Consider the following 12,356-nt stretch of genomic DNA (forward strand, 5'->3'; position numbering starts at 1 on the left):
ACGCACGACAGGCCTCGAAAGAGCCGCTACTGGAGCACCTTTTGCGAGTCACCGTTCCGCTGCCGGCGAAACCAGGCCCATGTCTCAAGTGTCGTCCTGATATAGCCGTTACCGCGATGGACGATCTCGCCATCGACGATCTCGTTCAACTTCGGCAACGCGTGAAATGGAATCGAGGGGTAGGCGTGGTGCTCGACATGATAGGGCATGTTCCACGCAATCCATTTGACGATCGCGCCGGTGTAGGTGGTGCGGGTGTTCTGGAAGGCGCTGCGGGTGCGCTCGCAGCCGGTGTGCTCGGCCAGGAGATAGGGCCGCAGGAAGAATTGCCCGATGACCAGAGGGGCGATCCAAACCTTGAGCAGCAACGTCGAGGAGAACCACAGGGAGAGCGCTAACAGCAGGACATAGAGAGCGGCATAGACGCGCGCTTCGGTCACGATGATGGCGCGCTTGTTCTCGGGGATCCAGGGCACCGTGACCCTGCCAGTGACGGCGTGTCCAAGCATCAGCCGGAGGCGGCCCGCAACCTGGAGCAGACCGCTATAGGCAAGCGCGATCTGGGTGTCGGTTTTCGGCTTCACGCCGACGATCAGCTCCGGGTCCTTCTCTGGATCCTGGGTGTAGCGATGATGGTCCCAATGGAACAGGCAGTAATATTCATAGGGCTGCCCGATGATGAAGGCCGAGAGATAGCCGACCGCGAGGTTGAGGCCGCGACTCCTGAACGCAGTCTTGTGCGCGGTCTCGTGCAACGCCATGAACAGGAACGCGAGAAAATAGCCCTGTATCACCATCAGCGGCAACGCCCAAAGCACGCCATAGCTCGAGCTCACCTTCCAGATCAACGCCCCGACCAGAACGACCACGGCGTAGTGGCAGAGGCTGCGCACCGCGCCCTTGTGATCGGAGCGTTCAGACAATTCGCGCAGCATCGCCGGTGTCAACGGCTTCAGACGATGGCCAGGCTCTGAAACGGAAACGGTCGCGTCAGTCATGATCAGGGACCTGCATTACTTGTTGAAAAGTTCTGCGATCTCGGCCTTCAGGAAGGCCTGGTCGCGCGGATTGTTGACAGGATTGCCGGCGCGATGACCGTGCAGCGACGGGATCGGATGCAGCACGGCTGATTTTGCATTGACGAGGCGACCGAGCTCATCCTCGTTGTCGCGCACGTCGAAGTAACGATCGGTGGCACCCGGCATCAGCAGCATGTGCGCCTTGATCGCCCCTAGCGCGCGATCGAAATCGCCGCTGAAGGCAGCGCACCGGCTGATATCGCCAGCCTGCCAGATACTGATCTGCGCCAGCAGATCGTTGGCGTCGCGCCGGGCAAAGGTCGTATCCCAGCCACGCGTGAGATAGTCCTCGAGCGAGGTGAAGCCGGCCTCGCGCCAGATCTCGTCGCGATAGAAGCCGTGGGACATGGCCCAGCCGGCATAGACACGCCCCATGGCGCGATAACCGGCAACGGGCCTTTCGACAAAGCGGCCGTCACGGAAGGCAGGATCGCCTGATAGCGCAGCCTTCACGGCTTCCAGAAACACGTAATTGTAGGCGGCGCATCGCGCGCTGCCGCAGACGACCGCTGCCCGCTCGACCAAATCGGGGTGAAGCGCGGCCCAGTGATACGCCTGCATGCCGCCCATCGACCAGCCGTAAACCAGCGCGAGCTTTGTAATGCCGAAGCGTTCGGTCAGCAGGCGATGCTGGACCGCAACGGCGTCGTGATAGGTGAGCTGCGGGAATGGACCGTTGCCGGAGTTCGATGGCGACGACGACAGACCGTTGCCGAACAGGTTCGGGATGATGATGAAATAGCGGGTGGGATCGAGCACACCATCGGGCCCGATCAGCCACTCGGTGTCGAAATGCTGCGCGCTGAACGATGTCGGATAGAGAATGACGTTGTCTTTGGCCGAATTTAGTGCGCCATAAGTCTTGTAGGCGAGTTTCATCGCGGGGAAGACAGCGCCGGACTGAAGCACGACGTTGCCGGCCTCAAAGATTTCGTAGTCGCGCTGTCCGGTCATGCGTCCGGCTCCCTCTCACACGGCCACACAACGCGGCCGCCGAAACCACGATGCATTGATCGTGCCGGACCAGCAAACGCATCGTTGCGTCGCGCCTAATATCTGTACTAGTAGTACATTTATTAGCGAAAGGCAACAGTATTCCGGCCGCCGGCCAGCTCAGGCAATGGCGGCAATGTATCGCTCGACCGATGTCGCGAAGGCGGCCTTGGCACCGCTGGCGATGTTGCGCCCCCACCAGGCGCCGTAGATGCGGTCGAAGGCGAGAGGCTCGACCGCAGCCGCAATCCGCCGTACCGCGGCGGCGTTGAGCGGCATGTAGTTCGGATAAGAGTACATGAAGCTGACGAAGCGGCGATCCATCGTGACCTGCGCGATGTCGCCGGTCAGAAGTGCGCCCTTGCCGTCGGCACCGCGCGCGTCGTGCAACATGGTGGCGCCGGCAAAATGGCCACCGGTCCGCAACAGCAGCACATCGTCCGAAATGCGATGCTGATCGCCGGTCCAATGCACGATGGACTGATGCGGACGTGTCACCCATCGGCGGTCGTCAGCGTGCAGATAGACTGGCACTCCGTCGAACGCTTCACTCCAGTCCGCAAGCGCACCATAGTAATGCGGATGCGAGATTGCGATCGCCGTCAGGCCGCCGAGCGATTTGACATGGGCGATCGCCTCCGGCGTTGCCAGCGGAATGCAGTCCCACATCACGTAGCCCGCGCCATCCGGGACCAGCAGCGCGCGCTGGCCGATCGCAAAGCTCGGCTCGAGCGCGATGCCGGTCAGGCCGAGATCGTCGCGCCAGAGGAGACGGTGACGCTCTGCCAGCGCATCCCGCGTGAGGAAGGCCTGACCTTTCCAGTTCACATATTGCCGCTCATCTTCGCAAATCGGGCAGGATATGGGCGTCCCGCTATCCGGGAATTGCGCGCCACAGGTTTCGCACGTCCAGAGAGGCATGGCCATAATCCAGAATTGAGAGCGGGACACCCGTGAGGTGACATCGCAGCCCTCCGGTCGCAAGTCCGGAGGAACCAACGCTGACAGCACATGTTAGTTTTCAGTCCGTTCCGGCACAATGACCGGCCATTTCCACCTGCACGAGACAATTTTCGATCGGCAGCATCCCGTCCAGCGTCTAGATGACATCGCGCCCATCCTCACCCGGTCTCTGGCCTCTCTACGCCGTCAACTTCTTCATGGCCGACATGCAGTCGGGCATCGGGCCATTCGTCGGCGTTTTCCTGCAAGAACGCGGATGGGCCACCGGCTTGATCGGCACAGCACTGACGATCGGCAATGTCGCGGGCATGTTGGTCACGACGCCGATCGGCGGCTTCATCGATTCCAGCCGCAACAAGCGGCTGTGGGTGGTCATTCCCGGAATCTTTGTAGTCCTTGCCTCCGCCATCATCCTGATCTCGCAAAATTTCTGGGCGGTGACGTTTTCGCAAGTCGCGCAATCGCTGGCGAGCGCTGCGATCGTGCCGGCGGTGACCGGCATCACGCTCGGCATCGCCAAGCAAAAGGGCTTCAATGCGCTGAACGGGCGCAACCAGGCCTTCAACCACGCCGGCAACATGGTCGGCGCAGCGCTGTCGGGCTATCTCGGTTACAAATTCGGCTATGTCGCGGTGTTCGTGCTGGCGGCCGTGTTCGGCACCATCGCGATCGCCTGCGTGCTGATGATCCCCGCCAAGGCCATCGATGATCGTCAGGCGCGCGGCAGCAAGGAGGACGAGAGCAAGAATCCACCGGACGCCATGTCCGTCCTCCTCAAGCACAAGCCGCTCCTCGTACTGGCGCTTGCGCTTGCCATCTTCCATCTCGGCAATGCAGCCATCGTCCCGCTCTATGGCCTTGCAGCGGTGGCCAAAGGACAGGCCAACGGCCCGAGCTTCGTTGCGACCACCGTGGTCATTGCGCAGGGCGTCATGGTGGTGACGTCGCTGGTTGCCATGCAAGTCGCGGGAAAGCGCAACTACTGGCCGGTGATCCTGGTCTCCTTCATGTTCTTACCCGTACGCGGCGTGCTTGCGTTCTTCGTGACGGGATGGTGGGGCGTGGTCCCCATGCAGGTATTGGACGGGATGGGCACCGGACTACAGACGGTCGCCGTCCCCGGCATGGTCGCGCGCTCGCTGGACGGCACTGGTCGCATCAACCTCGGTCAAGGTGCCGTCATCACCGTGCAAGGCGTCGGCGCGAGCTTGAGCCCCGCGCTCGGCGGCTGGATCGCGCAATGGATCGGCTACGGCCCGACGTTTTTGCTGCTCGGGAGCTTTGGCCTCGCCTCGATGGCATTGTGGCTAGCGTTCGGCGCGCACGTGAAGAAGTATTGAGGCGATAGGCCTTACGGACACTCCACCACGATCTTGCCGAAGTGTCCGCCCTGCTGCATCAGCCGCAGCGCTTCGGGCACGGCATCAAAGCCGAACACGCGACCGATCGCCGGCTTCATCGCATTGCGTCCGATGGCAGCAGCCATGCCCTCGAACATTCGGCGGCTGCCGACGGACAGGCCGATGACGTGCAAATTCTTGGAGAACAAGCTTGGGATCGCGATCTGTTGCGAGAAGCCCGAGAGTACGCCGATCACGAGAATGGTGCCGCCGACGCGCGCCGCTTCGAGCGATTGCCCGAACGTATCCCTGCCGCCGACTTCGACGACATGATCGACACCGCCGCCGGTCCATTCCGCCGCCGCTTTGCCCCACTCCGGCACCGACCGATAATTGATGGTGTGATCGGCGCCGAGCGCCTTGGCGCGTTCGAGCTTCGCATCACTCGACGAGGTCACAATCACGCTCGCGCCGGCGAGCTTTGCGAATTGCAGCGCGAAGATCGAGACGCCGCCGGTGCCTTGCACCAGCACCGTATCGCCGGGCTGCACTCCTGCCTCTTCGAACAGTGCGCGCCAGGCAGTAAGCCCGGCGCAGGGCAACGTTGCGGCTTCCTGGAAGGAGAGATGCGCTGGAATGCGGCTGACGCCCTCGGCATCGAGCACCATCACCTCTTGCAACACCCCCGGCCGCGTGCCGCCGAGTGCATAGCGGCGGCTGCTCGTCGAGACCTTTCCATCGATCCAGGACTGGAAGAACATTGGACAAACACGATCACCGACTGCGACGCGGCTGACGCCGTGACCAATCGCGATCACCTCACCCGCGCCGTCAGAGAACGGGATCAGCGGCAATCGGGTGACGCCGCCGTTACCCTGGATCGTGAGCAGATCGCGATAGTTCAGTGACGCCGCCTTCATCCGAACTGCAACTTGGCCCGGGCCGGGTACCGGCTCAGGCAGGTCGGCCAGCTCCATCCCCTCGATCGACCAGTCACGCGCGACTTGCCAGGCTTTCATGGCGATCACTCCAACTCAGGTGCCGAAATTCTTCTGGATGGCCTTGTCGAGTGTCTCGCCGCCGACGAAGCGCTGGCGCAGCTCGCGCTTGAGCAACTTGCCGCTGGGGTTCTTCGGCAGGCTATCCACGAAGATCACGCGCTTCGGCACCTTGAAATGCGCCATCTGGCCGGCGCAATGCTCGATGACGGTGTCCTCATCCAGCTTCTCGCCGCTCTTGACCACAACGATAGCCGTGACCGCCTCGATCCAACGCGGATCAGGCAGGCCGACGACGGCAACCTCGGAGACCGCGGGAATACGATAGACCATCTCCTCGACCTCGCGGCTGGCGACGTTCTCGCCGCCGGTCTTGATCATGTCCTTGACACGATCGACCACGGTGATGTGGCCCTCTTCGTCGACGGTGGCCAGATCGCCGGAATGAAACCAGCCGCCCGAAAAAGCCGCTGCGGTCTTCGTGGGATCGTTGTAATAGCCCGACAGCAGATGCGGCGAGCGGTGCACGATCTCGCCGACCTCGCCAACCCTAACGTCCTCCATCGACGTATTGACCACCCGCGTCTCGACATTGAGCACGGGCTTGCCGGCCGAGCCGGCCTTGCGCAACTGGTCCTCCGGCCGCAGCACGGTCGCGAGCGGCGCGATCTCGGTCTGGCCGTAGAAATTCCAGAATTTTACATTTGGCAGACGGCGCTGGAGCTCAAGCAGCACCTCCACCGGCATGATCGAGGCGCCATAATAGCCCTTCTGCAGCGTCGACAGATCGGTCTTGTCGAAGTTCGGCGAGCGCAGCATCGCGATCCAGATGGTCGGCGGCGCGAAGAACGACGTGATCTTGTGCGCCTGGATCAGCGCCAGGATGTTGTCGGCAGTCGGCTTGCCCGTGATGACGCCGGAGGCCCCGAGATAGATTTGCGGCCCGAGGAACACGTCGAGTTGCGCGCAGTGATAGAGCGGCAGCGCGTGCAGAAACTTGTCGTCCACGCTCATGCCGCCGTCGATGACACAGCTGACATATTGCCACATTACCGCTTCATGGGTCAGCATCGCGCCCTTGGGCAGGGATTCCGTGCCGCTGGTGTAGACGATCTGCGCGAGACCGCGGCTATCGACGGAAGCCTCGAGGTACGATCCATCGGCGTGGAGGAGATCGTCGAAGGTGGTGAGTCCCGCGGGCGCCATGGCGGGCTCCTCGCCCGGCAGCCAGATCATCTTCTCGACGGCGCAATCCTTCGCGCTTGCGGCCTTCGCAGGCTCCACGAAGTCAGGGCCGGCCGCAAGCAGCTTGGCGCCGGAACTCTTCAGGATGAAATTGATCTCGTCCGGATTGAGCATGAAGTTGATCGGCACCAGCACCGCGCCGATCCGCGCCACGGCGAAGCGCAGCGCGGCAAAGGCGTGGGAATTACGCGAGAGCACGGCGAGGCGGTCGCCCTTTTTCACGCCGAGCCCGAGCAGGCCGCGGCCGAGCCGGTTGCAGACCGCGTCCATCTCCGCGAAGGTCCAGCTCACGCTGCCGCAGCTCACCGCGAGCTTGGCCGGCTCGCGGGCCGCCGAACGGCGCAGAAGATCGCCGATGGAATGCTCGCGCGCTTTCGAGATGGTGGCTGCGATGTCGCCGGTCATGTGTCCCTCCGTGTGATGTCTTGATTTGTTCGATTTCTTGTTTGAAATCTTGCGTCTTGTGGGTTTGCGGCATCTGTGCCGAGCTGCGTGGGCGTACCCGCCGCCAACGCCGAACCTGGCACGGCCTCGCGTGTTGCTAGCGGCGCCGCAGGTCCGACGGGCTGTGGCCGAACTTCCTGCGAAACACCGTGCTGAAATAGGACGATGAGCTGAAGCCCAGCTGATAGGCAACCTCGGTGATCGACAGGGACCGTAACTCGGGACGCGTCAAGACGTCGTAACAACGCTGAAGCCGGCGATCCAAAATCCATTCGGACACCGAGACATCGGTGAGCCGGAAAAGATAGTGCAGATGCCTGAGCGAGACGCCGTTGCTCTTCGCGATCCTCTCCAGCGACAGATCGGCGTCGGTGAGATGCGCTTCGATCCAGGTCTTGACCGAGCGCAGGCGTGCCTGCTGGGCGCTTGCATCCTCGGAGAATTCGTCCCGGTCGCCCATGTCGAGCGTCAACGCCAGCACATCCATCAGTTCAGCGCCAAGGCGCGTCCTGGCGATCTCATCCAGGGAAGCACCTTCCGCGGCGAGCGTCGCGCAGAACTCGGCAGCGATGCGCCCGAGACCGCGGCCCGTCGCCATCGTGGTCACGACCGGCAGGCGCCCCTCGCTGAAGCGGGCCGAAAACTCCGTGCGTGGGATCTCGAGATAGAGCGACCGGACCTTGCCGACGCATTCGAGATCATAGGCTTCAGACGCCGAAAAAATTGCGCCGACGCCCGGATTCGACAGCAAAGTCTGGCCGGCCTGCAGCACGTTGACCCGGCCCTGTTGGACGAATTCAACGTAGTAGCAATCCTTGTCGAGTTTTGCGATGTGCCGCTCGCGCCGCGAGATGCGCTGCTCCGACAGCAGCACGTCCGTCATCGTGACGGCGCCGAAATGCGCCTCGCGGATGAAGCCCTGGTAGTCGGATCGCTCGTCGGCATTGACGTCGACATGAACGTAGACATCGCAGATCGCGCCTTGCCAGGCGGCATATCGCTTCGACGGCTCCAGATCGTCTGTCGAGAATACCAGGTTCATCGTCCGCCCACCCGTCGCACAGCCATGATGAACGCCGTTTGTGCATCGCACAAGCTGGCCCGCCGGCGGGATTCTAGATGGCCGCCGCCTACACGCAAGACCGGTTTGCGCGGACAAGCAAAAGCTTTGCGCTCCGGAGCAAGCAGGCTGCGGGCATGTGGCCTATGAAGAACAAAAATCGGTCAACGAGCCAGGCAGGAAACGTTCGCTTGCGTCAGGACAGATCAGCTGCTGCGCAATTCACCGTGCCGCTTGAATGGCGGCGTCCGTGAGCACGACATCGCCCCCACCGATCACGACGCGCTTCACGCAGCCGATCGAAACCATCGCCGATATCGAGGCGCTGGAACGGTTGCCCTACGATTCCCTCATCCCTGCCCACAATCTGCATGATCTGTTCGAGGCCACCGCGCGCCTGCATCCCGACCGGCCCGCACTGACGGTCCTGACCAAGGGCTCGCGCGAGCCCGGCGATGTCACGCTGACGCATCGGCAATTGCGTACGGAGATCATGCGGGCGGCAAACCTCTTCCGGTCGCTCGGCATCAACCTGAACGGAGGTACGGTCGCGTTTCTCTGCCCGATCCTGCCGCAGCTCTTCCCGGCTCTGCTGGGCGCCCAGATCGCGGGCGTCGCCAGCTCGATCAACTATCTCCTGAACGAAGATGCCATTGCCGACCTGCTCGAAGCACAGAACGCGACCGTTCTCGTGGTTGCTTCCGAACCGGCCGATCGCGCGATCTGGACCAAGGCGGCCAATGTCGCGAGCCGCGTCGCCTCGCTCAAGACGATTGTCGTGATCGGCGCGAAAGGTCGCCTGACCGGGCGTGCCCTCAGCTTCGACGAGGCGGTCGCGACGATGCGCGGCACCATGGACTTCGCGCCATCGCGGGATCGTGACACGGTCTGTGCGCTTTTCCACACCGGCGGCACGACCGGACGACCCAAACTCGTCCGCCTGACACATGGCAACCAGATCCACGCAGCCTGGAGCTTCGCGCAGGTTCATGGACTTGATGAGCTGGATGCCGCCATCAACGGCTTCCCGCTGTTTCACGTCGGCGGCACCATGACCATCGGCCTATCGATCCTGGCGGCCGGGGGCCATGTGATCATTCCCTCGCCCTACAGCCTCAGAAGCCCGGATGCGATCCGCGACTATTGGCACACCGTCGAACGGTTTGGCGCGACCATCGTCAGTGGCGTGCCGACCTCGATCGCGGCGCTGGCCGAAGTGCCGATCGGCTCATCCGATGTCAGCTCCCTTCGCATGGCCCTTACCGGTGGGGCAGTGGCGCCGAAAGCCGTCAGCGAGAGGTTTCAGGCCCGGACTGGCATCACGCTGTTCGAGACCTATGGCATGACGGAGACCGCGGCCGCGATTGCATTCAATCCCGGCCGCGGCACACCCATGCAAGGCAGCGTCGGCTTCAGGGCGCCGTTTGCACAGACGAAAATCGTCGCGCTTGATGATATCGACCTCAGGACGGAGTGTCCGCCGCTTACCAGCGGCCTCGTCCTCGTCAGGGGACCGCAGGTGTTTCCAGGCTATCTCGATCCCCGGCACAACAAGGGCGTGCTCACCGACGACCATTGGATTGTCACAGGCGACGTCGGCTATCTCACGGCCGATCAGCGGCTGGTGCTCACTGGCCGCGAGAAGGATCTGATCGTCCGCAGCGGCCACAACATCGATCCCGCCGCTATCGAGGACGTCGCGAATGTTTTCCCCGGTGTCCAGATGAGCTCGGCCGTCGGCATGCCGGATGCCTACGCCGGCGAGGTGCCTATTCTGTTCGTCGTTCCGTCTCCCGGAAAAATCATCAACCTTCCGCAGCTATGCGAGCATCTCGAACGCAACGTCAATGAGCCTCCTGCTCGGCCCAAGCGCGTCGTCCTGCTCGAGGCCCTTCCCGTGACCGCGGTCGGCAAGATATTCAAGCCCACGCTTCGCGACCTCGCTATCCAGGAGAAAGTCAGGACCGAGATCGATCGTATCTTCGGTCCAGCCACCAGGGCAGACATTGTCGTCGACAAAGACGTCAGGTTGACTACGCTGGTCACCGTTTCGATCGTCTCCAACGACCAGGACCGGGTGAAGGCGCTCACTGAGAGCCTGACACTGCTTCCACAGACCTACCGCATCGAGACCCGATCGTCATAACGGACCCGCAGAGCCCGAGGTCGAAGAAAGGCAACGAAGGGATGAAGCGCTTTCGGTTCAATCAACAAGAGATCGTCTTTGCCGTCTTCGCCTTGCTGTTCCTGGTATTCTCGATCTTCCTGAATGGCTTCCTGACGGCCGAGAACATGCTGACGCTGCTCCAGAACGTGGCAGTGCTCGGCATCCTGGGCCTCGCCATGGCGATCGTCGTGATCGGCCGCGGTATCGACATCTCGCTGATCGCAGCGCTCGCGGTGCCGCCCGGGCTCGTGCTGCAAATGGTGCAGAACGGCCATTCGCTGCCGTTCTCGCTGCTGATCGCCGTGCTGATCACGATCGCGTTCGGCCTTATCAATGGCTGGCTGATCGCCTATGCCGAGGTGCCCTCGCTGTTTGCGACGCTGGCAACCGGCTTGCTGCTCGCCGGTCTCGGGCAGGCCGCGCTGTTCCAGCTCGATGTCGTGCAGTGGAGCCAGGGCATGAACGGCTTCGAGCGGCTCGGACAAGGCACCATTCTCGGCATTCCCACCTCGATCGTGATGTTCGCGGTCGCCTGCATCGTGGTGGCTTTCCTGCTGCGCCAGACGCGCTGGGGTGCCTACATCTACGCGATCGGCGACAACCCTTACGCCGCGCGTGTCACCGGCATTCCCTCCCGCCCGATCATCGTGCTGCAGTACGTGATCGCGGCCCTGATCGGCTGCTTCGCCGGTCTGGTGATGGCCGCATCAGTCAATTCGATGCCGACGCGCGTTTTCAACTCGACGCTGATTTACGACGTGATCCTGGTGGTCGTGCTGGGCGGCATCGGACTCTCCGGCGGCCGTGGCGGCGTGTTGAACGTCATCATCGGCACATTGCTGATCGGTACCATGCTCAACGGGATGACCATCATGGACATCTCCTACGCCGGGCAAAATCTCATCAAGGGCGTGGTCCTGCTGCTCGCCGTCATCACGGATTCCTTCCTGAATCCGCGCAACGAAGAAACGGCACAGCAGGGCGACATCTGAACGACCGACAAGAACCATAACGGCAACTACAACCAAGGAGGAAGCAATGAACAACCCGACAAAGGCAACGCTCGCCGCACTGGCACTCGCGGCGCTGACTGGACCCGCTCTCGCTCAGCAGGGCCTGGACGAGCCGTTTCAGAAACCGTTCAAGGAAGCGCTCGCCGGAAAGACCGTGGCCTATGTGCCGGTCGCGATGAACTTCGACCTCACCGAGGGCTGGTATGCCGGCCTGAAGAAGGAGCTCGAGCCCTACGGCGTCAAGTTCGTGATCCGCGACGCCAACTGGAACACCAATGCCGGCGCGCAGGCCGTGACCTCGCTGATTACCGAGAAGCCGGCGGTGATGGTCGTCCATAATCCTGACGTACAGACCTACGCCAAACTGCTCCAGCGCGCCGAGAACGAAGGCATCTACGTCATCCAGATCAACATGGGCTCAGCCTATCGCAGCTCCGCCTTCGTCGGCGCCAACTGGGTCGAGATCGGCGAGCGCCAGACCGAAGGCGTGGTCAAGGCCTGCGAAGGCAAGTCGAACAAGATCGCGATCATCCAGGGTGCGCTGTCGGCGGCGGCGAGCGCCTATACGCTCAAGGGGGTCGAGAACGTCCTCGCCAAGCATCCGGAGATCAAGGTGGTATCGAGCCAGGCCGCCGATTGGGATGCCGCCAAGGCCAAGGCGATCACGCAAACGGTGCTGAAGCAGAATCCCGATCTTTGCGGCATCGTCGGCTTCTGGGACGGCATGGATATCGGCACGGCCGCCGCGGTGAAGGAAGCCGGCCTCACCGGCAAGGTGTTCCTCGCCACATCGGGCGGCGGCGAGCGCAAGGGTGCCTGCGAGCTGGTGAAGTCAGGCGCATTCGATCTCAACATGAGCTACGACGTGCCGACCCAGGCTGCGCAGATGGCCGGTACGATCAAGTGGCTGCTGTCCTCGGGTGCCAAGCCTGGCTCGATCAAAGGTTCGGAATACACCACGCTGATTCCGATCACCAAGGAGAACGCCGATAGTCCGACGGCCTGCTGGAATCTCAGCGATCTCAAAAAATAGTCCGCGCTGACGCTCGTGATC

Annotated in this window: 10 protein-coding genes; 4 read left to right on the forward strand and 6 right to left on the reverse strand. The window is 62.5% G+C overall.

Annotated features, from left to right (window positions below; all coding sequences use genetic code 11):
• Positions 1-26: 26 nt before the first annotated feature.
• From L6639_RS23335 to L6639_RS23345, 3 genes are all read right to left on the reverse strand, one after another.
• Positions 27-998, reverse strand: coding sequence for a fatty acid desaturase (locus tag L6639_RS23335; protein WP_237863979.1), 972 nt, complete (start codon positions 996-998; stop codon positions 27-29).
• A 15-nt stretch (positions 999-1,013) separates the two neighbouring features.
• Positions 1,014-2,033 (reverse strand): alpha/beta fold hydrolase, encoded by a 1,020-nt coding sequence (locus L6639_RS23340; RefSeq protein WP_237863980.1) that lies wholly within the window; start codon positions 2,031-2,033, stop codon positions 1,014-1,016.
• A 159-nt stretch (positions 2,034-2,192) separates the two neighbouring features.
• Positions 2,193-2,993, reverse strand: a complete 801-nt coding sequence (locus L6639_RS23345) for an MBL fold metallo-hydrolase (protein ID WP_237863981.1) — start codon at positions 2,991-2,993, stop codon at positions 2,193-2,195.
• 182 nt (positions 2,994-3,175) lie between these two features.
• On the opposite strand from L6639_RS23345, the gene L6639_RS23350 reads away from it, so the two are divergent.
• Entirely contained in the window at positions 3,176-4,375 is a 1,200-nt protein-coding gene (locus L6639_RS23350) for an MFS transporter (RefSeq protein ID WP_237863982.1), read from the forward strand.
• Positions 4,376-4,386: 11 nt separating this feature from the next.
• On the opposite strand, the gene L6639_RS23355 is transcribed toward L6639_RS23350, so the two are convergent.
• The 3 genes from L6639_RS23355 to L6639_RS23365 all read right to left on the reverse strand — a co-directional run bounded on the left by L6639_RS23355 (position 4,387) and on the right by L6639_RS23365 (position 8,104).
• Positions 4,387-5,394 (reverse strand): zinc-dependent alcohol dehydrogenase family protein, encoded by a 1,008-nt coding sequence (locus tag L6639_RS23355; RefSeq protein ID WP_237863983.1) that lies wholly within the window; start codon positions 5,392-5,394, stop codon positions 4,387-4,389.
• 15 nt (positions 5,395-5,409) lie between these two features.
• Positions 5,410-7,023 (reverse strand): acyl-CoA synthetase, encoded by a 1,614-nt coding sequence (locus tag L6639_RS23360; protein ID WP_237863984.1) that lies wholly within the window; start codon positions 7,021-7,023, stop codon positions 5,410-5,412.
• Between the two features lie 136 nt (positions 7,024-7,159).
• A complete protein-coding gene (locus L6639_RS23365; protein ID WP_237863985.1) occupies positions 7,160-8,104 on the reverse strand; it encodes a helix-turn-helix domain-containing protein in 945 nt (314 codons plus the stop codon).
• Between the two features lie 268 nt (positions 8,105-8,372).
• On the opposite strand from L6639_RS23365, the gene L6639_RS23370 reads away from it, so the two are divergent.
• The 3 genes from L6639_RS23370 to L6639_RS23380 are packed head-to-tail and all read left to right on the forward strand — an operon-like array spanning position 8,373 to position 12,335.
• Positions 8,373-10,268: an AMP-binding protein gene (locus tag L6639_RS23370; RefSeq protein ID WP_237863986.1), complete on the forward strand. Its 1,896-nt coding sequence runs from the start codon at positions 8,373-8,375 to the stop codon at positions 10,266-10,268.
• A gap of 41 nt (positions 10,269-10,309) precedes the next feature.
• Positions 10,310-11,281 carry an ABC transporter permease gene (locus tag L6639_RS23375; protein WP_237863987.1) on the forward strand — a complete coding sequence of 324 codons (972 nt, stop codon included), beginning with the start codon at positions 10,310-10,312 and terminating at the stop codon, positions 11,279-11,281.
• A 46-nt stretch (positions 11,282-11,327) separates the two neighbouring features.
• Complete coding sequence (locus L6639_RS23380; protein WP_237863988.1) at positions 11,328-12,335, forward strand: sugar ABC transporter substrate-binding protein; 1,008 nt, start codon at positions 11,328-11,330, stop codon at positions 12,333-12,335.
• The last annotated feature ends 21 nt before the right edge of the window (positions 12,336-12,356 follow it).

The organism is Bradyrhizobium zhengyangense (assembly GCF_022012555.1).
Lineage (GTDB): Bacteria > Pseudomonadota > Alphaproteobacteria > Rhizobiales > Xanthobacteraceae > Bradyrhizobium > Bradyrhizobium zhengyangense.

Excerpts from the sequence above, each read along its gene's own strand:
- L6639_RS23340 (WP_237863980.1), bottom strand. The coding sequence starts at position 2,033 with ATGACCGGACAGCGCGACTACGAAATCTTTGAGGCCGGCAACGTCGTG.
- L6639_RS23375 (WP_237863987.1), top strand. The coding sequence starts at position 10,310 with ATGAAGCGCTTTCGGTTCAATCAACAAGAGATCGTCTTTGCCGTCTTC.
- L6639_RS23335 (WP_237863979.1), bottom strand. The coding sequence starts at position 998 with ATGACTGACGCGACCGTTTCCGTTTCAGAGCCTGGCCATCGTCTGAAG.
- L6639_RS23355 (WP_237863983.1), bottom strand. The coding sequence starts at position 5,394 with ATGAAAGCCTGGCAAGTCGCGCGTGACTGGTCGATCGAGGGGATGGAG.
- L6639_RS23360 (WP_237863984.1), bottom strand. The coding sequence starts at position 7,023 with ATGACCGGCGACATCGCAGCCACCATCTCGAAAGCGCGCGAGCATTCC.
- L6639_RS23380 (WP_237863988.1), top strand. The coding sequence starts at position 11,328 with ATGAACAACCCGACAAAGGCAACGCTCGCCGCACTGGCACTCGCGGCG.
- L6639_RS23365 (WP_237863985.1), bottom strand. The coding sequence starts at position 8,104 with ATGAACCTGGTATTCTCGACAGACGATCTGGAGCCGTCGAAGCGATAT.
- L6639_RS23350 (WP_237863982.1), top strand. The coding sequence starts at position 3,176 with ATGACATCGCGCCCATCCTCACCCGGTCTCTGGCCTCTCTACGCCGTC.
- L6639_RS23345 (WP_237863981.1), bottom strand. The coding sequence starts at position 2,993 with ATGCCTCTCTGGACGTGCGAAACCTGTGGCGCGCAATTCCCGGATAGC.